This is a genomic window from Pseudoxanthomonas suwonensis J47 (assembly GCF_000513955.1).
In the GTDB taxonomy this organism is placed as follows: Bacteria; Pseudomonadota; Gammaproteobacteria; order Xanthomonadales; family Xanthomonadaceae; genus Pseudoxanthomonas; species Pseudoxanthomonas suwonensis_C.
Genome location: NZ_AZUZ01000001.1, coordinates 168,297 through 190,768 on the forward strand (window position 1 = coordinate 168,297; position 22,472 = coordinate 190,768).

The following is a 22,472-nucleotide window of genomic DNA, read 5'->3' on the forward strand; positions in this document are numbered from 1 at the left end:
AAAGCGGCCCGCGCCACGCGCCAGCCGCCGAAACCAGAGCGGAACGCTTTGCACCCCACCGGCCTGATCACCGCGCTTGCGACCCCGTTCGAGGTGTCCGGCGCGCCCGACCTCGATGCCTGGCGCCGGCTGCTGGAATGGCAGCTGGCCGCCGGCGTCCAGGGCCTGGTCGTGGCCGGTTCCACGGGCGAGGCGGCGATGCTCTCGGATGACGAATACGACACCCTGCTGCAGGTGGCGGTGGAAACCGTCGCCGGACGGGTGCCGGTGCTGGCCGGCACCGGGCAGCAGGGCACCGCGCACACCGTCGCCCGGACCCGCCGCGCCGCGGCCGCCGGCGCCGATGCCGCGCTGGTGGTGGTGCCGCCGTACGTGCGCCCGACCCAGGCCGGCATGCTGGCGCACTTCCGCGCCGTCGCCGACCAGGGCGGACTGCCGGTGGTGCTCTACAACGTCCCCGGCCGCACCGGTTCGGACCTGCTGCCGGAAACCGTGGCCGGGCTGGCCGCGCACGGCAACATCGTCGGCATCAAGGAAGCGGTGGCCGATCCGGCGCGGGTCGAGGCGCTGGTCGCGCTGCGCGCGCCGGGATTCGCCGTGCTTGGCGGAGACGACGCCAGCGCCGCGCGCTCGATGCTGGCCGGCATGGACGGCCTGGTGTCGGTCGGCTCCAACGTCGCCCCGTCGGCCTACCGCCACCTGTGCGACCTGGCCCGCGCCGGCGATGCCGCCAATGCCGCGCTGGCGTGGGATGCGCGCCTTGCGCCGCTGCATGCATTCTGCGGCGTCGAGCCGAACCCGACCCCGGTCAAGGCGCTGCTGCAGCGCCTCGGCTACGGCCATGGCCCGCGCCTGCCGCTGCTGCCGCTGTCGGCGCAGCACCACGAGCAGGCCGCGCGTATCGTGGCGCTGGTACGCGAACTCGAAGCACACCACGGCCGCGAACCGCTCGCGGCCTGACCCATCAACGGAGAGCTATGCCGATGTCCCAGTATTCCCGCCTTGTCCGCGCCTCCGCGGGCGTGCTCCTGGCCTTCACCGTGGTCGCGTCGCTGGGCGGCTGCTCCTGGTTCCGCAAGGGGCCGAAGGGCGACTACGCGCTCAGCCCCGAAGCGCGTCCGCTGGAAGTGCCGCCGGACCTGAACCTCCCCGACACCTCCGGCGCGATGGCGCTGCCGCCGGCCGCTGGCCAGGCCGCGCAGCAGGTGCCGGGCGCCGCGCCGGCGGCCTCGCCGAGCGGCTTCACCGTCGAAGGCACCCGCGACGAGGTGTTCGCCCGCGTCGGCACCGCGCTGGAAGGCATCGAAGGCCTGACCATTTCCAGCCGCGCGCAGCTGCTGGGTACCTACGACGTCAGCTACGAAGGCACCGACTTCCTCGTGCGCGTGGTCGCGGTGCAGAACGGCGCCTATGTGTCGGCGGTCGATCCGCGCGGCGTGCAGGCCACTTCGCCGGCGGCGCTCAAGGCGATCACCTCGGTGCAGGCGGCGCTGGCGCGCTGATCCAGCCGCCAGGCAGCAAATGGAAAAGGCGCCCGCTGGGGCGCCTTTTTCGTATCCGTCGAACGGAGGCGTCGCGCACGGGGCGCGCGCAGGTTCAGCGTTCCAGCAGCGGCAGCTTGCCCGGCTTGCCGTCCCACTCGGCGGCGTCGGGCAACGGTTCCTTGCGCACGGTGATCACCGGCCAGGCGCGGGACAGTTCGGCGTTGAGCGCCACGAAGGCCTCCTGGCCGGCCGGCACGTCGTCTTCCGGATAGATGGCCTTGGCCGGGCATTCCGGTTCGCACAGGGTGCAGTCGATGCACTCGTCCGGGTCGATCACCAGGAAGTTCGGGCCTTCATGGAAACAGTCGACCGGGCACACCTCCACGCAGTCGGTGTACTTGCACTTGATGCAGTTCTCGGTGACGACGAAGGGCATGGCGGTGTGTTGCGGCAGGAACAGGCTGCATATTCTAAGCCAGCCGCCGCCTGCCGTGCCTGCCGGGACAATCAGGCCAGGCCGCGGGCCCGCGCCAGGCGGTGGATGCCCGCCGCCGCGAGCTCTTCCGGATGGCGCAGCACCTCGACCCCGCGTGCCTGCAGCGCGTGCGCGTAGCGCTCCACCAGCGCCGCGTTGCCGACCAGGTGCACCGGCGCGGGCAGTCCGGCCAGCGCCGCCTGCAGCTCGTGGCCGACCAGCAGGCCGGACAGGTACGAGGGCAGGGCGGGTGCCGGGAAACGGTTGAACAGGAAGGCGGTACGCACGCCGAACAGGTCGTGCAGCAGGCCGCCGGCCGGATCGGCGCTGCAGGCCAGGCCGGCGTCGAACGCGGCCTGGTCCAGCGGCGGCTCGCCGGTGGCCATGCTGCGGCCGAGGATGCTGTGCGCGCGCAGCAGCGCGTAGAGCTCGCCGGTCATCGCGGTGGACAGGCGCACGATCGCGCCGTCGCGCACCTGCACCCATTTGCTGTGCGTGCCCGGCAGGCAGACCGTGTGCGTGCCCGGGCCCAGCACCGGCTCCAGGCCGACGACCTGGGTCTCCTCGCCGCGCATCACGTCGCCGGCGGCGGTGGTGCGGTCGGCCATGCCCGGCACGCACCACAGCGCGCGGCCGGCCAGGCCCGGCGCCTCGGCGGAACCGTCCAGGTGCAGCATTCCCGCGGCCAGCGCGCCGACGTCGGCCGGGCAGCGCACGTACGGGACTTCGATCCAGCCGCCGCGCGCGCCGACCATGCCGGCCATCACCACCAGCGGATCGTCCCAGCCGTCGACCAGGCCGGCGAGCACGCGGCCGAAGCGGCCCTGGCAGGACAGTGCGCCTTCGTCGCTGCGGCGGCGCTCCAGCACGCGTCCATCGTCGGCCAGGCGGTACGCACGCAGGCTGCTGCCGCCCCAGTCGACCGCGATCACGGCAGCACCACCCGGCTTTCCGCCAGGCCCAGGCGGCGCCCGAGCGGTACCGCGTACAGGCTGCCGGATTCCGGCGCCGCCGCGCGCGCGCTGGGGTCCAGCCCTTGCGGCGAGGTGATCACGTAGAGCATGTCCATCGCCTCGCCACCGATCGCGCAGCACGACGGCTGCGGCACCGGCATCGGCACGACGCGGTCGACGCTGCCATCGGCGCGGTAACGGACCACGCGCGCGCCGCCCCATTGCGCGTTCCACAGCGCGCCCTCGGCGTCGATGCAGGAGCCGTCGGGCGAGGCGCCTTCCAGGTCGACACGGGCGAACTCGCGCGAAGGGCCGACCTGCGCGGCGTCGGGGTCGTAGTCGCAGGCCAGGATCAGCGGCTGCATGGAATCGCACCAGTACAGGGTGCGGCCGTCGGGCGAGAAGCAGATCGAGTTCGGGATCGCGCTGCGCGGCAACGGCAGCACGCGCAGGCCGTGGCGCGCCGAGTACTGGTAGAAGACGCCGATCGCGGACTTGCCTGCCGATTCGTCCATCGTGCCGAACACGAAGTTGCCGTGGCGATCGGCGCGGCCGTCGTTGCTGCGGGTGCGCGGCTCGTCGGCCTGCACGTCGGCAAGGTACTGGAGGGGCAGTTCGCCATGCCCGCGCAGCGCCGCGTCCAGGTCCGCGCGCTGCAGCGATTTCGCCAGGGCCAGCAGCAGCGAGCCGTCGCTGGCCAGGGCCATGCAGCAGGGGCGGTCGGGCAGCACCCACCAGCGCGAGATGCCGCGGGCCGGTGCGTGCATCCACAGCCGCGAGCCGTCGATGTCGACCCACAGCACGATCCCGCGCCGTTCGCACCACAGCACGCCCTCGCCATGCGCGCAGCGCGAGGGGGCGACCAGTCGGGCTATGGGTTCGGCGGGCTCCATTGCCGCCTTTCTACCATTCCGCGACGCTGCCGTCCGCATGGCGCCAGACCGGGTTGCGCCAGTCGGGCGGGTTGGCATGGGCGTGGCGCAGCCGGTCCTCGTCGACTTCCACGCCCAGGCCGGGCTTCGGCAGGGCGGCGATGTCGCCGTCGACGCAGGCGAAGTCCTCCTTGTTGAGGACGTAGTCGAGCAGGTCGGCGCCCTGGTTGTAGTGGATGCCGATGCTCTGTTCCTGCAGCACCGCGTTGTGGGCGACGAAGTCCACCTGCAGGCAGGCGGCCAGCGCCACCGGGCCGAGCGGGCAGTGCGGGGCCAGGGCCACGTCGCAGGCCTCGGCCATCGCCGCGATCTTGACGCACTCGGTGATGCCGCCGGCATGCGACAGGTCCGGCTGCAGGATCGACAGGCCGCCGGCCTCGAGCACGCGCTTGAACTCGAAGCGCGAGTACATGCGCTCCCCAGCAGCCAGCGGGATCGGGGTGGCCGCGGCCAGGCGCGGGTAGTACTCGGCCTGTTCCGGCAGCACCGGCTCCTCGACGAACAGCGGCCGGTACGGTTCCAGCTCGCGCAGCAGCACGCGCGCCATCGGCGCGGCGACGCGGCCGTGGAAGTCGATGCCGAAGTCGACGCTGTCGCCGAAGGCCTCGCGTACGGCGGCGACGCGCGCCAGCGCCGCGTCGACCGCACGCGGGCTGTCGAGCAGCTTCAGCTCCTCGGTGCCGTTGAACTTGAAGGTGTCGAAGCCCAGTTCGCGGTAGCCGCGGATCTGTTCAACCAGCTCGGCCGGGCGGTCGCCGCCGACCCAGCGGTAGGTCTTCATGCGCTCGCGCACCAGGCCGCCGAGCAGTTCGTACACCGGCACGCCCAGGGCCTTGCCCTTGATGTCCCACAGCGCCTGGTCGATGCCGGCGATGGCGCTCATGAGCACCGGCCCGCCTCGATAGAAACCGCCGCGGTACAGGGTCTGCCACAGGTCGTTGATCCGCGACGGATCGCGCCCGACCAGGTACTCGGCCAGTTCGTGCACCGCCGCCTCGACAGTGCGCGCGCGCCCCTCGACGACCGGCTCGCCCCAGCCGCTGATGCCCTCGTCGGTCTCGACCTTGAGGAACAGCCAGCGTGGCGCGGCATGCCACGTGGTGAGGCGGCTGATCTTCATCGAGTGTCCTTCATCGGGTGTCCTTCATCCGTGGTCCTTCATCGACGCCGTGCGCAAGGCCAGGCGGAACCGGCGCGCGTTGGCGCGCGTGGTTTCGACGTCCTGGCCGGGGCGGTAGAGCTCGCCGCCGATGCCCGCGCCGTCGCTGCCGGCGGCGAGGTAGGCGACCAGCGCATCCGGGCTCACGCCGCCGACCACGAACAGCGGCACCGGCGGCAGCACCGCGCGCAGCGCACGCACGTGGCCGGGGCCATAGGTGGCGGCGGGAAACAGCTTGAGCATCTGCGCGCCGGCGTCGAGCGCGGCGAAGGCTTCGCTGGCGGTGGCGAAGCCGGCGACCACCTGCAGCCCGGCCGCCACGGCGTGGCGGATCAGCAGCGGGTTGGTGTTCGGGGTGACGATGAAGCGCGCCCCAAGCTCCTGCAGGGTGTCCACTTCGGCCGGGCGCAGCACGGTGCCGCCGCCGATCCAGGCGCGGTCGCCGTATGCCTGCACGGCAGCCGCGATGCCCCGCGCCCAGTCGGGCGAATTGAGCGGGATCTCGATCGCGTCGTAGCCCTCGTCGACCAGCGCGCCGAGGTGTGCCCGGGCCTCGTCCGCGCCGACGCCGCGCAGGATCGCGACCAGCGGCAGCCGGAACGGCAGGCGGGCAGGGTGTCCGTCGGCGGGCGACGGCGAGGCCGGATCAGTCATGCGCAGGCACGCACGCAGGACGCGGCGTCGAACGGGACGGTGCAGCGGACACGGGTTCCGTTCCGCGCCGCGGTGTAGTGGAACCAGCCATGGCCTCCTCCCAGGCGTCGCGAATCCCGGCCGCGCCATGGTGCGGGGCAGGGGTGGATTCGAGCGGCGGTAGCCTCGCTCGGGCAGCTATGTTGGGCAAATGAAATTTTCGCCGTAATCTATTCCCATGCTGAATAGATCTCCGGAGGGGGAGATGGCAAAGCCGATCAACCATGCGCACTGGTCCAATCCGTCGCGGCTGAAGACGCGGCACCTGCTCCTGCTGATGCATCTGGACGAGCAGGGCTCGGTGCTGCGCGCGGCCGAGGCGGCGCGCATGACCCAGCCGGCGGCATCGAAGCTGCTGGCCGAGATGGAGGGCCTGCTCGGCGTGCCGCTGTTCGAGCGCCATGCCCGCGGGGTGGCGCCGACATGGTACGGCCAGGTGCTGATCCGGCGCGCGCGCAGCGCCTTGCTGGAGATCGGCCGCGCCCAGGAGGAGATCGCCGCGCTGCGCGACGGGCGCATGGGCCAGGCCTCGATCGGCACCGTGGTCAATCCGGGCACCAACCTGGTCCCGCAGGCGGTGGCCGCGGTCAAGCGCCAGCACCCGGACATCCTGGTGCGGATCGAGATGGACTACAGCCGGCCGCTGGTGGCCAAGCTGCTGGACGGCCAGCTGGACCTGGTCATCGGCCGGATCATGGATCCGGAGGACGGCGCCGAGCTGGTGTTCGAACCGCTGGCCGACGAACCGCATTCGGTGGTGGTGCGCGCCGGCCACCCGCTGGCCGGGCGCGCCGCGGTCGCGCACGCGGACCTGGAGGAGTACGGCTGGATCCTGCCGCCGCCGGACAGCGTGCTGCGCGCGCGCCTGGAAACGATGTTCCTCGAGCGCGGCCTGGTGGGCTCGCGCAGTACCGTCGAGACCTCCTCGCTGCCGGTGACGATCAACCTGCTGCGCTCCAGCGATCTGCTCACCGCGCTGCCGGTGGAGGCGGTGGCGCCCTATGTGCAGGCGCAGCAACTGGCGGTCCTGCCGCTCGAGCTGGGGGTGAGCATGGAATCGTTCGGCATCGTCCGCCGCCGTGGCCACCAGCTGTCGCCGGCCGCGGAAAAGATGCTGGAAGCGCTGCGCGGCACGGCCCAGGAGCTGTATTCCGCGGGCGCCCGCTGAGCGGTTTCCCTCGGGGTTCCCCCGATGGGTGCGTCTCCCGACCAAGGTAGGGGGGGAATGAAGTGCTTCTTTTTTTGGAATGTTAGCGCTACCTTTGTGATGACGGTCCGGCCTGGGGAGCTCACGCACGGCCGCCGTCCACAACCCAAACACAAGCTGGTCGATCGTTTACAGGTCTCTGGGAGGGGAACTGCAATGTCGAGGCAACACCTTCGCGCCGCCCGCGCCGGCGCCATGCCGTACGCGTCTTTCCGTACCAACCGATGCACGCTGGCGCTGGGGATCGCCCTGGCGCTGTCATCCGTCGCCCTGCAGGCCCAGGCCCAGGCGACGGCCGATCCCGCTCCCGCGAACGAAGCGGTCGATCTCGAGACCGTCGAAGTGAAGGGCCTGCGCGGCAGCCTGATGCGCGCGCAGGACATCAAGCAGGACGCCGAACAGATCATCGACTCGGTGACCGCCGAGGACATCGGCGCGCTGCCCGACCGCAGCGTCACCGAGACCCTGAAGCGCGTTTCGGGCGTGACCGTTACCGGTTTCGCGGCGCGTGACGATACCGACCACTTCTCCGCCGAAGGCAGTGGCGTGATGATCCGCGGCCTGACCTTCGTGCGCGGCGAACTGAACGGCCGCGACGTGTTCAGCGCCAACGGCGGCCGCGGCCTGAGCTTCGAGGAGATCCCGTCCGAGCTGATGGCCGGCGTGGACGTGTACAAGAACCCGTCGGCCGAGATCATCGAGGGCGGCCTCGGCGGCACGGTCAACCTGCGCACCCGCAAGCCGTTCGACGAGCCGGGCCGCAAGATCGCCGGCAGCGTCGACGTCAACTACGGCGACAAGGCCAAGGACGCGCGTCCGTCCGCCTCGTTCCTGTTCTCCGACCGCTGGCAGACCGGCGTCGGCGAGATGGGCTTCCTGGTCAACGCTTCGTACTCCGAGCTGGCCACCCAGTCCGACGGCATCCAGATCCAGCCGTTCTCCCGTCGCGGCCGCACCCCGGCCGAGCAGCCGGAAGGCCTGCCCAACGGCGAAGGCTGGGTGTACGACTGGGAAGTCGACAACTGGGTTCCCTCGGACAGCCAGCGCGACCTGCTGCTGGAAGGCACCGACCGCGACCACGTGTTCGTTCCCGGCGGCGTGAACTGGCGCCGCACCGACTTCGAGCGCAAGCGCCAGGGCGGCGCGATCGCGTTCCAGTGGCGCCCGAACGACGACACCGAGATCTCCACCCAGGTCATCACCTCCAAGTACGACATGACCTGGCGCGAGCACTTCATGGAGTACGCCGGCGCCGGCGAGGCCAACAACACCGACAACTGGACCGGCGACCCCAATTACTTCGGCAACGCCTACGACGGCGGCGACGGCCTGGCCGACCGCACCAACCGCCTGATCCCGATGCCGGGCACCCGCTTCCTGTACGACGAGAACGGCCGCTTCCTCAAGGGCTCGATCCGCCTGGGCGGCTGGCGCGGCCAGCCGGGCGACGATTCCAACGGCATGTACCAGGGCCCGGGCATCCAGTTCGCCGTCGGCAACCGCTACAACGTGCAGAGCTCGCAGACCACCGACTGGTCGACCAGCATCCGGCACTACATGACCGACAAGCTGATCATGCGGGCCGACTTCCAGTACGTGAAGGCCGAGAGCGACCAGGTGGACTTCTCCGTCCACACCTCGACGCTGATGGAAGGCATCACCCTGGACCTGACCGGCAAGTACCCGTCGGTCACCCTGGACGACCCGAGCTTCCCGCTGCAGCAGCAGAACTACTTCTGGCGTTCGGCCATGGACCACCTGGCCGACAACGAGGGCACCGAGCGCGCGGCGCGCCTGGACTTCGAGTACAGCTTCGACAGCGACTGGTGGCGCATGGCCCGCTTCGGCGTCCGCCTGGCCGACCGCGAGTACACCAGCTTCTACACCACCTACAACTGGCGGGTGATCTCCGACGACTGGAACCGCATCCAGAACCCGGATCCGACCCGCCCGCCGGTGGCCTGGATCGACCAGTTCTACGGCGACCAGTCGCAGCTCTACACGCTGAAGGACTTCTTCCGCGGCAAGGCCAACGTCCCGACCCAGTTCTGGGCCGCGGCCGACAGCTTCGTCGACATCGCCAAGGTGCGCGACACGCTGGCGACCATTCCCGGCGCGCAGTGGCAGCCGATCGCCTACTCGCCGGATGCGGTCAACAGCCAGGATGAGCGCACCCAAGCGGCCTACGGCATCCTGTACTTCGACAACAGCGCCAACGGCCTGCCGGTGGACGGCAACGTCGGCGTGCGCGTGGTCAAGACCAGCGTCGAGTCCGTCGGCGGCGGCCTGATGCCGGACATGACCGGCTCGTACCTGGAGGACGTCCTGCCGGAAGTCCGCGAGGCGTTCTACGGCCAGTACTTCGAGAACACCACCCGCAGTTCGTACACCGACGTGCTGCCCAGCCTGAACGTCCGCGTCCGCTTCGACCACGGCCTGCAGTGGCGCTTCGCCGCGTCGAAGGCCATCGCGCGTCCGGAGTTCCGCCTGATGCAGAACTGGATCACGCTCGGCGCCAGCGCGGCCGGCTGCGCCACCGCCCGCCGCGACGGCCTGCGCGAGGAGATGTGCGGCTTCGACGACCTGAGCTACAGCGGCAGCGGCGGCAACCCCGAGCTGAAGCCGATGCGCGCCAACCAGTTCGACACCGCGCTGGAGTGGTACTTCGGTCCGGCCAACAGCGCCTACATCACCGTGTTCGCCAAGGACGTCAAGGACTACTTCGCGACCTCGCTCGGCTCGGAGATCCTGCAGGACGGCCGCGAGTACGTGATGACCCGCACCCGCAACCTGGACGAAGGCAAGATCCGCGGTTTCGAGCTGGGCTACTCGCAGTTCTTCGACTTCCTGCCGGGCTTCGGCGTGCAGGCCAACTACACCTTCGTGGACAGCTCGGGCGGCACCAACGCCGACGTGAGCATCCCCGACGGCACGCCGGCGGAAGTCCCGGTCGAGCTGCCGCTGGAAGGCCTGTCCCGCCGCAGCTACAACGTGATGGGCATCTACGAACGCGGGCCGGTCTCGCTTCGCCTGGCCTACAACTGGCGTTCGCGCTACCTGCTGACCTCCAGCGACGTGATGCCGGCGATGCGCCAGCCGGTGTGGAACGACGACTACGGCCAGCTGGACGGTTCGATCTTCTTCAACATCAACGCGAACATGCAGCTGGGCCTGCAGGCCAACAACCTCACCAACAGCACCACCAAGCTGCTGATGGGGCCGCGTGGCTACCGTCGCGACGGGTTCATCGACGAGACGCTGTACAAGCGCGCCTGGTTCGAGAACGACCGTCGCTACTCGCTGGTGCTGCGCGCCAGCTGGTAAGAGGGTGCGGCAGGGAAGCCCGCGCGGTGGGGAGCCGCGCGGGCTTCCGTTTGTCCGGGGTGCAACGCCCCGCAAAGCGTGGCCGCCGTCACATCAATGGGGGCCGCGCCAGCGTCCGGGGAGCTTGGAAAACCATAGGTTTACCGGTGTGATATTCCGCGTCGATATAGCTCAGGCGCAAATCTTCATTGGTTTTGGGCAGCGGCAGCTGCCTATGGTGCCGGCCGAGGGTATCCCCGGCCGCGCGTTGCAGTCCTTCCTCCGCGAATGACAGCGCTGGCGAACCCCCGCCGGCCCTGCCGGCCCACAACGAAGTTTTCGGTCGTCAGTGTCCTGGGAGGGAACTGTGATGTCGAAATACCCCGTCCGCGCCGCCGCCGGCGCCACGTCGCGCCTGCCTGTCCGTCTCGTCCGCTCCATCCTGGCCCTGGGCATCGCCCTGGCCCTGCCCGGTGGCGCGCTCAGCGCCCAGGAGGCGACGGGGGAGGAGGAGCCGTCCGCCACCGCCTCCGACGCCGTCGAACTGGAGACCGTGCAGGTCCAGGGCATCCGCGCCAGCGTGATGCGCGCGCAGGACATCAAGCGCGACGCCGACACCTTCGTCGATTCGGTCACCGCCCAGGACATCGGCGCGCTGCCGGACCGCAGCGTCACCGAGACCCTGTCGCGCATCCCCGGCGTGACCATCGACCGCTTCCTCGCCGTCGGCGACCCGGAACACTTCTCGGCGGAGGGCAACGGCGTGCAGGTGCGCGGCCTGACCCAGGTCCGCTCCGAGCTCAACGGCCGCGACAGCTTCTCCGCCTCCGGCGGCCGCGGCCTCAGCTTCCAGGACGTGCCGTCGGAACTGCTCGCCGGCGTGGACGTGTACAAGAACCAGACCGCCGAGATGATCGAAGGCGGCCTCGGCGGCAGCGTCGACCTGCGCACGCGGCTGCCGTTCGACTTCGAGGGCGAGAAGCTGGCCGCCAGCTTCAGCGCCAACCGCGGCGACTTCGCAAAGAAGACCAGCCCGTCGGCCTCGGTGCTGTACAGCAACCGCTGGAACACCGGCGCCGGCGACTTCGGCATCCTCGTCGACCTGGCCCGTTCCGACCTGGCCACGCGCACCGACGGCATGTTCGTGCGCCCGTTCTTCCTCAACAGCAACTCCGACGTCGACGGCGACGGCAGCAACGACGCGCTGTGGGTGCCGCGCGGTGCCGACTGGCGCACGCTCAACTACGACCGCGAGCGCAGCGGCGCCTACCTGGCCCTGCAGTGGCGGCCGAACGACGACGTCGAGGTCGTCGCCACCGCGTTCCAGAGCAGCTACAACGAGCTGTGGAACGAGGACGCGATCTTCGTCGACAACGACCCGACCCAGGTCCTGCTCGACCCCGGCCAGCCGTACCAGCTGGACGGCAACGTGGTGCGTTCCGGTCGCATCACCCAGCCGGACGGCGTGCCGATGGGCACCGACATCCGCGCCTCCAACCGCCGCTCCAAGACCACCGACTTCTCCGCCGGGCTGCGCTGGACGGTCAACGACCACGTCGACCTGTCCACCGACCTGCAGTACATCAAGGCCGACACGAAGAGCCTCGACTCCACCGTGGCGCTGGGCCTGCGCATGCCGTACATCGACGTCGACCTGGGCGGCGGCCTGCCGTCGATCGGCGTCGACCAGCAGTTCACCGCGAACCCCGCCAACTACTACTGGGGGTTCACCATGGACCACCAGGACGACAACGAGGCCGAACAGTTCGCCTGGCGCGCCGACCTGAAGTACAGCTTCGACAGCGGCTTCTTCCGCTCGATCAAGGGCGGCGTGCGCCTGACCCGGCGCGAAGCGACCAGCATCGACACCGGCTACAACTGGGTGGCGGTGATCCAGCCGTGGATGCAGTGGTGGCGCCTGCCGGGCGACCAGCCGCTGCCGGGCCTGGACCTCAACGGCCAGATCAACTCCAGCCTGACCCACCTCAACACCTTCAACAACTTCTACCGCGGCAAGGCCAACACGCCGGGCGGCTTCTACGCGCCGGTGCTGTCCAACGCGCTGGGTTTCCCGGCCAGCTACCAGGCTATCCACGACGCGGCCCAGCCGTACTACCTGGACAACCCGCCGCCGTACGAGCCGACCCTGCCGGGCCCGCAGCACACCAACGACCAGGAAGAGGACACCACCGGCGGCTACCTGATGCTCAGCTTCGGCCTGGACGACGTGGCCTTCGACGGCAACGTCGGCGTGCGCGTGGTGCGCACCGAGAACTCGGCCAAGGGCTTCCTGATCTACCCGAACGAGTTCCGCGCGCCGTACCTGGGCGCGGGCGAGTCGGAGCCGATCACCGCGTCGAACTCGTACACCGACGTGCTGCCCAGCCTGAACATGCGCTGGGAAGCGGTGGAGAACCTGATCTTCCGCTTCGCCGCGTCCAGGGCGATCGCCCGCCCGAACTTCAGCGACATGCAGGCCTACCAGGAGCTGCAGGTCGGCATCCGCGACTTCGACGACGCCGGCAACAGCTGCGACGGCACCAGCGTGGTGACGCCCGCCTGCCTCACCCTGACCGGGAGCTCGTACGACAACCCATACCTGGAGCCAATGAAGGCCAACCAGTTCGACGTGTCGGCGGAGTGGTACTTCGATCCGGAACACGGCGGCATGGCCTGGATCAACCTGTTCTACAAGGACATCAAGGACTACTTCCGCCGCCAGACCGAGGTGGTGTCGTTCCCGGGTGCCGACGGCAACAGCTACGACTACCTGATCAGCCGCCCGGTCAACGTCGGCACCGCCACCGTCCGCGGCGCGGAGGTGGGCTGGAACCAGTTCTTCGATTTCCTGCCGGCGCCGTTCGACGGGCTGGGCATGTCGGCCAACTACACCTACATCGACAGCTCGACCAGGGTGCCGGACAACGTCGACGTGGTGCCGGTGGATACCGACGGCTCGCTGTTCGACGACCTGCCGGCCGATGGCCTGTCGAAGAACGCCTACAACGTGGCCGTGTTCTACGAGAAGGGCCCGTGGCAGATCCGCCTGGCCTACAACTGGCGCAGCAAGTACCTGCTGTCGGTCGGCCCGAACGGCTACAACGGCGACAACAACGGCATCGTCTGGAAGCTGCCGGTTTACAGCGACGACTACGGCCAGCTGGACGGTTCGATCTTCTACCGCTTCAGCGACCACGTGCAGCTGGGCCTGGAGATGAACAACCTCAACGACGCCGAGCAGCGCACGATCATGGACCAGAACGGGGCCGGCAGCCGGGTCACCTCCTGGTACCTCAACGACCGTCGCTACGCGGCGACGCTGCGCCTGACGTTCTGACCGCGGCGGGGGAGGGCGCGGCTCCTCCCCCGCCGGCTTCACCGGCTCCAGGGAGCGCGTTTCGCCCGATGCGGGGCGCGCTCCACGAACAGGGAACCCGATGCACAGGCTCCACCCGGCGTCCGTCCTCGTCGTGCTTCTGCTGGCCTGCATGGCGCCCGCGTCCGCGGCCGCGCAGGACCAGGTCCCGTACCAGTGGCGCAACGTCGCCATCGGCGGCGGCGGTTTCGTCACCGGGCTGGTGTTCCATCCGTCCGAGCCGGGCCTGCTGTACGCGCGCACTGACGTCGGTGGCGCCTACCGCCGCGATGCGGCCAGCGGGCGCTGGATCCCGCTGACCGACTGGCTCGGCCAGGCCGATGCCAACCTCACCGGGATCGAGAGCCTGGCGCTGGATCCTTCCGATCCGGGGCGCGTGTACCTGGCCGCCGGCACCTATACCCACGAGCGCGCCGGCAATGGCGCGATCCTGCGCTCGGATGATCGCGGCGCGACTTTCCGGCGCAGCGACCTGCCGTTCAAGCTCGGCGGCAACGAGCTCGGCCGTGGCAATGGCGAACGCCTGGCGGTGGATCCGGGCGACGGCCGGGTGCTGTTCCTCGGCACGCGCGCGCATGGCCTGTGGCGCAGCGGCGACCATGGAGCCAGCTGGCAGCGCGTGGACGGCTTCCCGGCGCTGGCGACCTCGGATTCGGCCAGCGCGGTGAACCACGCCGGCCGCCGCCAGGCGATCGGCATCGTGTTCGTGGTGTTCGATCCGGCCAACGGCCGCGCGGGGGAACCGACGCCGGTGGTTTACGCCGGCGTGTCAAGCCGCGAGGGCGGACTGTTCCGTTCGGACGATGCCGGCCGCAGCTGGGCGCCGGTGGAAGGCCAGCCGACCGGGCTGCGTCCCAGCCACATGGTCCGCGACGCGCGCGGCGATTTCCTGCTCAGCTACGGCGACGAACCGGGCCCGGACCGGATGAACGACGGCGCGGTGTGGCGCTACTCGCCGGCGCGCGGCGCGTGGACCGACATCACCCCCGCGCCGCAATCCACCGATGGCGAGGGCGACGGCTTCGGCTGGGGCGCGGTGGCGGTGGACGCCTCGAATCCCGACGTGATCGTCGCCACCACCTTCCGCCGCTGGCAGCCTCGCGACGAGGTCTACCGCAGCATCGACGGCGGCCGCCACTGGACGCCGGTGCTCGCCGCCTCGGAGTTCGACCACGCCGCTTCGCCCTGGACCGCGCAGGCCACGCCGCACTGGATGGCCGACATCGAGATCGACCCGCACGACCCGGACCGGGTGCTGTTCGTCACCGGCTATGGCGTGTGGGCCTCGCGCGACATGCGCGCGCTGGATCGCGGCGGTACCGTGCGCTGGGTCTTCGACGATGCCGGGCTGGAGGAAACCGTGCCGCTGGACCTGCTGAGCACCACGCAGGGCGCGCCGCTGGTCAGCGGGCTGGGCGATATCGACGGCTTCCGCCACGACGACCTGGAACGCACCACCACACAGTTCGCCGGCCCGCGCTACAGCAATACCGAGAGCCTGGACTATGCCGGCCAGGACCCGCTGCATCTGGTGCGCGCCGGCCACCTGCACCATCCGGATCCGGCGGTGGTGCGCGTGGCGCAGTCGCGCGATGGTGGCCGCACCTGGACCGCGTTCGCGCAGGAGCCGCCGGCAACGGATGGAGAAGGCCGCGTCGCGGTGGCGATGTCGGCCGACGGCGCGCGCGTGGTCTGGCATGCGCGCGGCGGCCCGCACTGGCTGACCACCAACGCCGGCCGCCACTGGCAGCGCGTCGAAGGCCTGCCGCACGGCGCCATCACCGCCGCCGACCGCGTCGATGCGGCGCGCTGGTACGCGCTCGATCCGTCCGACGGCGGCCTGTACCTCAGCGGCGACGGCGCCGCGCGCTTCCAGCGCGTGTCCGTCGGCACCGGTCCGGTCGATGCGCGCTACCGCGTCGAGCTGCTGCCTGCGCCGGATACGCGCGGCCTGGTCCACGTCGTCGCCGGCGACCGTGGCATCCTGCACTGGAGCGGGGAGGGCCTCGAACCGGTTGCTGGCGTCGAGGTGGCGCATGCCGCCGGCCTGGGTGCACCGGCCGCCGGAAGCGAGGTGCCGGCGCTGTTCGTGGCCGGCGTGGTCGACGGCGTCGACGGCCTGTTCCGCTCGGACGACGGTGGCCGGCGCTGGCTGCGCATCGACGATCCGCAACACCGCTTCGGCAGCCTGCGCATGCTCACCGGCGACGCCCGCGTACCCGGGCGCGTCTACCTGGCCACCGGCGGCCGCGGTGTCATCTACGGAGAACCTGCACGATGAAGCAACGCCTCTTCCTGCTGCTTCTGGCCTGGCTGGCGCCGCTATGCGCGATGGCCGCCCCGCTCGAGCTGCCGCTGCTGTTCTCGGACGGCGCGGTGCTGCAGCGCGACCGTCCGTTGCCGGTCTGGGGCAGCGCGGCGCCGGGCGCGCAGGTGCAGGTCGAGTTCGCCGGCCACCGCGCCAGCGCCGTGGCCGGTGCCGATGGACGCTGGTCGCTGCAGCTGCCGGCGCAGCCGGCGGGCGGGCCGCAGGTGCTGGTGGTGCGCGCGGGCAGCGAGCAGCGCCGCATTGCCGACGTACTGGTCGGCGAGGTCTGGCTGGCCTCCGGGCAGTCGAACATGGAATGGCCGGTAGCCACGAGCCTGCACGCGGCCGAGGACATCGCCGGCGCCAACGATCCGCTGCTGCGCCACTTCAAGGTGCCGAAGTCGTGGGCGGCCACGCCGCAGGCGCAGCTGGCCGGCGGGCAGTGGCTGGCGGCCAGCCCGCAACACGTCGGCGAGTTCTCGGCGGTGGGCTACGCCTTCGCCCGCGAACTGCGCCAGGTGCTCGACGTGCCGGTGGGCATCATCGACAGCACCTGGGGCGGCAGCGCGATCGAGGCGTGGATGGACGCCTCGATGCTCGGACTGGATGCGGCGGAGCTGGAAGCACGGATGGCCGAACGCCGTGCAGAAGATGCGCGCACCGAGGCGGCCACCCGCGAGCGCGTGGCCCGGTGGCCGGCGGTGGATCCGGATTCGGAGGCCTTCGCCGCCGCGGAACTGGACGATGCGGACTGGGCATCGATCGCCGTGCCCGCACTGTGGGAAACCGAAGGCTATGCCGGCATGGACGTCGTGGCCTGGTACCGCGCGCACTTCGAGCTGACCGGCGCCGAGGCCGCCGCGGGCGTGACCCTGGGCCTGGGCCAGATCGACGACAGCGACGTGGCCTGGGTCAACGGCCAGCGCGTCGGCGCGACCACCAATGCCTACAACGTGCCGCGCGTGTACCGCGTGCCCGCCGCCGCGCTGAAGCCGGGTCGCAATGCCGTCGCGGTGCGGGTCGAGGACACCGGCGGTGGCGGCGGGATCGCCGGCGCGCCGGGCGAGGTTTTCGTCGAGACCAAAGGCGGCCGGCGCCGCGCGCTTGAGGGCTGGCGCTTCCGTACCGCCACGGTCGTCGTGTCCGCCGACGAAGGCAAGAACCAGATCGAGACCCTGCTGTACAACGCCATGGTCCACCCGCTGCAGCCGTATCCGCTGGCGGGCGTGATCTGGTACCAGGGCGAGGCCAATGCCCGCGACGACGCGGCCTTCCGCTACCGCGGCCAGTTCAAGGCCATGATCGAGGGCTGGCGCGGCGCCTGGCGGTCGCCGGCGATGCCGTTCCTGTGGGTGCAGCTGGCCGCCTTCCATTCCGGCGACGACCGGCTGCACGCGGACGGCACGGTCGCCGACAGCCCCTGGGCCACGCTGCGCGAATCGCAGTCGGCGGCGCTGGTGCTGCCGGTCACGGCGCAGGCGGTGAGCATCGACGTCGGCGACAGCCACGACATCCATCCGCGCGACAAGCGCACGGTCGGCCACCGCCTGGCGCTGGGCGCGCGCCGCTTCGCCTATGGCGAGCGCGACCTGGTCCACAGCGGCCCGGTCTTCCGCGCCGCGCGCCCGCAAGGCCGCGAACTGGTGCTGGAGTTCGATGCCGCCGGCGGCGTGCTGGCCACCCGTGGCGGCGGCAACGCGCCGCGCGGCTTCGAGGTCGCCGGCAAGGACGGGCGCTTCCATCCTGCGGAAGCGCGGATAGAAGGCGACACCGTGGTCCTGCGCAGCGCCAAGGTGCGGCAGCCGGCCATGGCGCGCTATGCCTGGAAGGACGATCCGGGCGAGGCCGACCTCGTGGGACAGGACGGACTGCCGGCGTCGCCGTTCCGGACGCAGGCGTGGTGAGCATGAAGGCCGCGAAGCGGCGGGAGGAGCAGGCGATGCGGAATGGAGCGGGAATGGCAGGCATGCGTGCTGGTCGCGCGCTGGCAGCAGTTGTGCTGGCGTTGCTGCTGGCCGCGTGCGGCGCGCGCGATGGCACGGCGGACGCCACGACCGATGCGGGCGCGGCGCCGGCGGCGGCGAGGCCGGCGAAGGATGCGCAGCCGGCTGCCGAAGCCCCGATCCCCGGCATCGTCACCCGCGACGGCCGCCACGCGCTGCTGGTCGACGGCGAGCCGTTCCTCATCCTGGGCGCCCAGGTCAACAATTCCAGCAACTGGCCCTGGGCCCTGCAGCACGTGTGGCCGGCGATCGAGGTGGTCAGGCCGAACACGGTGATGGTGCCGGTGGCCTGGGAACAGGTCGAGCCGGAGGAGGGCAGGTTCGATTTCTCCTGGGTCGACGAACTGCTCAGGCAGGCACGCGAGCACGAGGTGCGCCTGGTCCTGCTGTGGTTCGCCACCTGGAAGAACAACGCGCCGCATTACGCGCCGAAGTGGGTGAAGCTGGACAACGCGCGCTTCCCGCGCGTGGTCACCGCCGACGGGCGCACGCTCGATTCGCTGTCGCCGCACGGCGAGGAGACGCTGGAAGCCGACCGCAAGGCCTTCGTCCAGCTGATGCGCCACCTGAAGGCCGCCGATCCGCAGCGCACGGTGGTCATGGTCCAGCCGCAGAACGAGCCGGGCACCTACGGTGGCGTGCGCGACTTCTCGGCGCTGGCGCAGCAGCAGTTCGAGGCGCAGGTCCCACGGCCGCTGCTCGAGAAGCTGGGCAAGCCGCCCGGCACCTGGCGCGAGGTGTTCGGTGCCGACGCCGACGAGTTCTTCCACGCCTGGCATATCGCCCGCTTCATCGACCAGGTCGCCGAGGCGGGCAAGGCCGAGTACCCGCTGCCGATGTACATCAACGCGGCATTGCGCGGGCCGTTCAACCCCGGGCAGCCGGGCCAGTACGCCAGCGGCGGCCCGACCGACAACGTACTGGACGTGTACAAGGCCGCCGCGCCGCATATCGACCTGCTGGCGCCGGACATCTACATGCCCGAGTACGTGAACTACACCACCGTGCTGGACCGCTACTCGCGGCCGGACAACCCGCTGTTCGTCGCCGAGACCGGCAACCGCGCCGAGTACGCGCGCTACTTCTTCGCCGCGCTGGGCCACCAGGCCATCGGCTGGTCGCCGTTCGGCATCGACTTCACCCGCTACAGCAACTACCCGCTGGGTGCGAAGCACGTCACCGCGGAGACGCTGGAACCGTTCGCTCTCAACTACCGGTTAGTGGCGCCCGCGGCGCGGGTGATCGCCAGGGCCAGCCTCGAGGGCAGGGTCCATGGCACGGCCGAACAGCCCGGCCAGCCGGTGCAGACCCTGCCCATCGACGGGCGCTGGAAGGCGGTGGTGACCTACGGCGTGCCGCAGTTCTGGTTCCAGGGCGAACCGCCGGGCAATCCCGAGCCGGTAGGCGGCGCGCTGGTGGTGCAGCTGGGACCGGACGAGTTTCTGGTGACCGGCCTGCATGCCCGGGTGAACCTGGTCGCCTACGACCCGGCGATGGCCGCGCGGCAGATATACGAATACGTGGACGAGGGCACGTACGTCGACGGCGAATGGGTGTTCCAGCGCCGCTGGAACGGCGACCAGACCGACTACGGCCTCAACTTCTCCAGCGCTCCGCAGCTACTGCGGGTGAAGCTGGCGACCTATTGAACCGCATACAGCAGGGCGTCGCGGGCGCCGCAAGGGAGGAAGCACCATGAGGGGACAGACGACGCCGGCGTGGCGGATGACGGGGCTGGCGGCCGCGGTGGCGATGCTGCTGCCGCTGGCGGCGCTGGCGCAGACGGTGGAGCGGCAGCCCGACGGCGTGGTCGTGCGGCCGGCCGATCCGGAAGCCGCGGATGTGCGCCTGCAGCTGGTCAACGACCACATCGTCCGGGTCAGCGCCGATCCCGATGGCGACTTCCAGCGCAGCCCCAGCCTGATGCGCGTGCCCTCGCCGGGAACGCCGCCGGCATTCGAGGTGGAGCAGGATGGCAAGCGGGTGCGGCTGCAGGCGCCGGGCATCGCCGCCGAAGTCGCCCTGGCCGACGGCCAGGTCAGCTTCTTCGACGCCCAGGGCAGGCCGCTGCTGGCCGAGCGTGGCGGCGCGCGCGAATTCCAGCCGGCGACGTTCGACGGGCGCGAGTACTACAGCCTGCGCCAGCGCTTCGCATCCACCCCGGACGAAGCCTGGTACGGCACCGGCCTGCACCAGCAGGGCTGGATGAACCTCAAGGGCCGCGACGTCGAACTGCTCCAGCACAACATCGACAACGCCATCCCGTACCTGTTCTCCACCCGCGGCTACGGCATCCTCTGGGACAACAACTCGATCACCCGCTACGGCGACCCGAAGGGCCTGCGCCCGCTGCAGGAGTCGCTGCTGGTGTACGACGCCAGGGGCAGGCCGGGCGGTTTCACCGCGACCTATTCGATCGACGGCAGGACCAGGGTCCAGCGCCGCGAGGCCGAGATCAACTACCAGTACATCAAGGACCTGGCCGCGTTCCCGGAGCAGGCGAAGAACAAGGCCGAAGGCGGCCGCACCCTGGTGACCTGGGAAGGCGCGATCGAGGCGAAGACCGGCGGCCGCCACACCTTCTCCATGTACAACAGCGAGTACGTGAAGGTGTACGTGGACGGCGAGCTGGTCATCGACCGCTGGCGCCAGAACTGGAACCCGTGGCACCACGAATTCGCCCTGGAGCTGGAGCCGGGCCGGCGCCACCAGGTCAAGGTCGAGTGGGACACCATCGACCCGGCCTACATCGCCCTGCTGCACCGCGACCCGCTGCCGGCGCAGGAGGCCTCCGACCTGTCGATCTGGTCCGAGGCCGGGCAGATGATCGATTACTACGTGGTCGCAGGCGCCGATGCCGACCGGCTGATCGCCGGCTACCGCGAGCTCACCGGCAAGGCGGTGATCCTGCCGAAGTGGTCGTACGGCTTCTGGCAGAGCCGCGAGCGCTACAAGACCCAGGCCGAGCTGACCGGGGTGCTGGACGAGTACCGCCGCCGCGGCCTGCCGATCGACGCGATCGTGCTCGACTGGTCCTACTGGCCGGAGGACGCCTGGGGTTCGCACGACTTCGATCCGGCCAACTTCCCCGATCCGGAAGGCATGGTCCGCCACGTCCACGACCAGCACGCGCAGGTGATGATCTCGGTGTGGCCGAAGTTCTACCCGACCACCGAACACTACAAGGAACTCGATGCCGCGGGTTTCATGTACAGGCGCAACGTCGAGGTCGGCGAGCGCGACTGGATCGGGCCCGGCTACCTCAACTCGTTCTACGACCCGTTCGCGAAGCAGGCGCAGGCCATCTTCTGGCGCCAGGTGAACAGCAAGCTCAACAGCAAGGGCTTCGATGCCTGGTGGCTGGACGCTTCCGAGCCGGACCTGCACAGCAACCTCGACGTCGGCGAGCGCAAGGCGCGCACGATGCCGAACGCGCTGGGTTCGTCGGTGGAGTACTTCAACGCCTATCCGCTGCCGCATTCGGAAGGCGTGTATCGCGGCTCGCGCGAGGTCGATCCGGACAAGCGCGTGTTCATCCTGTCGCGCGCGTTCTTCGCCGGTCAGCAGCGCGCCGCGTCCGCGTTCTGGAGCGGCGACATCGTGCCGCGCTGGGACGACCTGCGCGAGCAGATTTCCGGCCTGGTGAATGCCTCGATGGCCGGTGCGCCGAACGTGAGCATGGACATCGGCGGCTTCTCGCCGGAGCGCCGCTACGAACAGAAGGACCCGGCGCATCTGGACGAGTGGCGCGAGCAGAACCTGCGCTGGTTCCAGTACGGCGCGTTCGTGCCGGTGTTCCGCCTGCACGGCCAGTTCCCGTACCGCGAGATCTGGGAGATCGCGCCGGAAGGCACGCCGCACTACGACAGCTTCGTCCACTACCTGAAACTGCGCTACACCCTGCTGCCGTACATCTACACCCTGGCCGGCGACACCTGGCACCGCGACGGCACCCTCCTGCGCGCGCTGGCGATGGACTTCCCGGACGACCCGAAGGTGCGCGACATCGCCGACCAGTACCTGTTCGGCCCGGCCTTCCTCGTCGCTCCGGTCACCAGTTACCAGGCACGCGAGCGCCAGGTGTACCTGCCGGCGGGCACCAGCTGGATCGACTTCCACACCGGCAGGCGTTACCCGGGCGGCCAGGAGGTCGCCGCCGCCGCGCCGCTGGAGCGCAGCCCGCTGTTCGTGCGCGCCGGTTCGATCGTGCCGCGCACCGTGGTCCAGCAGTACGTGGACGAGAAGCCGGATGCGCCGCTGACCCTCGAGGTCTACACCGGCGCCGACGGCAGCTTCTCGCTGTACGAGGACGACGGCCGCAATTACGGCTACGAGCGTGGCGAGTCCGCGCGCATCCCGCTGGCCTGGAACGAGGCCAGGGGCGAGCTGGTGATCGGCGCACGCGAAGGCACCTACCCCGGCATGGTCGGGCAGCGCGAGATCCGGGTGCGCTGGATCGACGGTCCGCGCGCCGATGCCGGCGCCCTGGAGCCGGCCGCCGACACCACGGTGCGCTACACCGGCAAGCCCGTCACCGTGCGCCGTCCGCGCGGCTGAGCGATGCGGCGCGCCGCGCCAC

At 70.4% G+C, this 22,472-nt stretch carries 14 protein-coding genes; 9 read left to right on the forward strand and 5 right to left on the reverse strand.

Annotated features, from left to right (window positions below; all coding sequences use genetic code 11):
- The first annotated feature begins 48 nt into the window (after positions 1–48).
- Both dapA and M503_RS0100720 read left to right on the forward strand, forming a co-directional pair.
- On the forward strand, positions 49–960 hold the full coding sequence (dapA, locus tag M503_RS0100715) for a 4-hydroxy-tetrahydrodipicolinate synthase (RefSeq protein ID WP_028918556.1): 912 nt from the start codon (positions 49–51) through the stop codon (positions 958–960).
- A gap of 23 nt (positions 961–983) precedes the next feature.
- The gene (locus M503_RS0100720; protein WP_028918557.1) at positions 984–1,502 is read left to right on the forward strand and encodes a hypothetical protein; all 519 of its coding nucleotides are present in this window, start codon (positions 984–986) and stop codon (positions 1,500–1,502) included.
- 94 nt (positions 1,503–1,596) lie between these two features.
- On the opposite strand, the gene fdxA is transcribed toward M503_RS0100720, so the two are convergent.
- The 5 genes from fdxA to M503_RS17565 form a co-directional block, all read right to left on the reverse strand.
- Positions 1,597–1,920 (reverse strand): ferredoxin FdxA, encoded by a 324-nt coding sequence (gene fdxA / locus M503_RS0100725; RefSeq protein ID WP_024868157.1) that lies wholly within the window; start codon positions 1,918–1,920, stop codon positions 1,597–1,599.
- Positions 1,921–1,991: 71 nt separating this feature from the next.
- A complete protein-coding gene (locus tag M503_RS0100730) occupies positions 1,992–2,891 on the reverse strand; it encodes a 2-dehydro-3-deoxygalactonokinase (RefSeq protein WP_028918558.1) in 900 nt (299 codons plus the stop codon).
- Entirely contained in the window at positions 2,888–3,805 is a 918-nt protein-coding gene (locus tag M503_RS0100735) for an SMP-30/gluconolactonase/LRE family protein (protein WP_051414059.1), read from the reverse strand. Before M503_RS0100735 ends, M503_RS0100730 begins: the two co-directional genes overlap by 4 nt.
- Before the next feature lie 10 nt (positions 3,806–3,815).
- Positions 3,816–4,964, reverse strand: coding sequence for a galactonate dehydratase (gene dgoD, locus M503_RS17560; protein WP_024868160.1), 1,149 nt, complete (start codon positions 4,962–4,964; stop codon positions 3,816–3,818).
- 24 nt (positions 4,965–4,988) lie between these two features.
- Positions 4,989–5,657 (reverse strand): 2-dehydro-3-deoxy-6-phosphogalactonate aldolase, encoded by a 669-nt coding sequence (locus M503_RS17565; RefSeq protein ID WP_051414060.1) that lies wholly within the window; start codon positions 5,655–5,657, stop codon positions 4,989–4,991.
- A 244-nt stretch (positions 5,658–5,901) separates the two neighbouring features.
- Here M503_RS17565 and M503_RS0100750 point away from each other — a divergent pair, with 244 nt between their 5' ends.
- From M503_RS0100750 to M503_RS0100785, 7 genes are all read left to right on the forward strand, one after another.
- On the forward strand, positions 5,902–6,864 hold the full coding sequence (locus M503_RS0100750) for a LysR substrate-binding domain-containing protein (RefSeq protein ID WP_028918561.1): 963 nt from the start codon (positions 5,902–5,904) through the stop codon (positions 6,862–6,864).
- 195 nt (positions 6,865–7,059) lie between these two features.
- Complete coding sequence (locus tag M503_RS0100755; RefSeq protein ID WP_081720887.1) at positions 7,060–10,227, forward strand: TonB-dependent receptor; 3,168 nt, start codon at positions 7,060–7,062, stop codon at positions 10,225–10,227.
- A gap of 349 nt (positions 10,228–10,576) precedes the next feature.
- Complete coding sequence (locus M503_RS0100765; RefSeq protein WP_051414062.1) at positions 10,577–13,543, forward strand: TonB-dependent receptor; 2,967 nt, start codon at positions 10,577–10,579, stop codon at positions 13,541–13,543.
- A gap of 100 nt (positions 13,544–13,643) precedes the next feature.
- Positions 13,644–15,863, forward strand: coding sequence for a cellulase (locus tag M503_RS15345; RefSeq protein WP_037060057.1), 2,220 nt, complete (start codon positions 13,644–13,646; stop codon positions 15,861–15,863).
- Positions 15,860–17,794 (forward strand): sialate O-acetylesterase, encoded by a 1,935-nt coding sequence (locus tag M503_RS0100775; RefSeq protein WP_028928060.1) that lies wholly within the window; start codon positions 15,860–15,862, stop codon positions 17,792–17,794. The genes M503_RS15345 and M503_RS0100775 overlap by 4 nt, the downstream gene beginning before the upstream one ends.
- Before the next feature lie 35 nt (positions 17,795–17,829).
- Complete coding sequence (locus M503_RS0100780; RefSeq protein ID WP_155951934.1) at positions 17,830–19,542, forward strand: DUF5597 domain-containing protein; 1,713 nt, start codon at positions 17,830–17,832, stop codon at positions 19,540–19,542.
- 46 nt (positions 19,543–19,588) lie between these two features.
- Complete coding sequence (locus M503_RS0100785; RefSeq protein ID WP_028918566.1) at positions 19,589–22,450, forward strand: TIM-barrel domain-containing protein; 2,862 nt, start codon at positions 19,589–19,591, stop codon at positions 22,448–22,450.
- Positions 22,451–22,472 lie beyond the last annotated feature (22 nt).

Excerpts from the sequence above, each read along its gene's own strand:
- M503_RS0100775 (WP_028928060.1), top strand. The coding sequence starts at position 15,860 with ATGAAGCAACGCCTCTTCCTGCTGCTTCTGGCCTGGCTGGCGCCGCTA.
- M503_RS0100785 (WP_028918566.1), top strand. The coding sequence starts at position 19,589 with ATGAGGGGACAGACGACGCCGGCGTGGCGGATGACGGGGCTGGCGGCC.
- M503_RS0100720 (WP_028918557.1), top strand. The coding sequence starts at position 984 with ATGTCCCAGTATTCCCGCCTTGTCCGCGCCTCCGCGGGCGTGCTCCTG.
- M503_RS0100735 (WP_051414059.1), bottom strand. The coding sequence starts at position 3,805 with ATGGAGCCCGCCGAACCCATAGCCCGACTGGTCGCCCCCTCGCGCTGC.
- M503_RS0100755 (WP_081720887.1), top strand. The coding sequence starts at position 7,060 with ATGTCGAGGCAACACCTTCGCGCCGCCCGCGCCGGCGCCATGCCGTAC.
- M503_RS0100780 (WP_155951934.1), top strand. The coding sequence starts at position 17,830 with ATGCGGAATGGAGCGGGAATGGCAGGCATGCGTGCTGGTCGCGCGCTG.
- M503_RS17565 (WP_051414060.1), bottom strand. The coding sequence starts at position 5,657 with ATGACTGATCCGGCCTCGCCGTCGCCCGCCGACGGACACCCTGCCCGC.
- dgoD (WP_024868160.1), bottom strand. The coding sequence starts at position 4,964 with ATGAAGATCAGCCGCCTCACCACGTGGCATGCCGCGCCACGCTGGCTG.
- M503_RS0100765 (WP_051414062.1), top strand. The coding sequence starts at position 10,577 with ATGTCGAAATACCCCGTCCGCGCCGCCGCCGGCGCCACGTCGCGCCTG.
- fdxA (WP_024868157.1), bottom strand. The coding sequence starts at position 1,920 with ATGCCCTTCGTCGTCACCGAGAACTGCATCAAGTGCAAGTACACCGAC.
- M503_RS0100750 (WP_028918561.1), top strand. The coding sequence starts at position 5,902 with ATGGCAAAGCCGATCAACCATGCGCACTGGTCCAATCCGTCGCGGCTG.
- M503_RS15345 (WP_037060057.1), top strand. The coding sequence starts at position 13,644 with ATGCACAGGCTCCACCCGGCGTCCGTCCTCGTCGTGCTTCTGCTGGCC.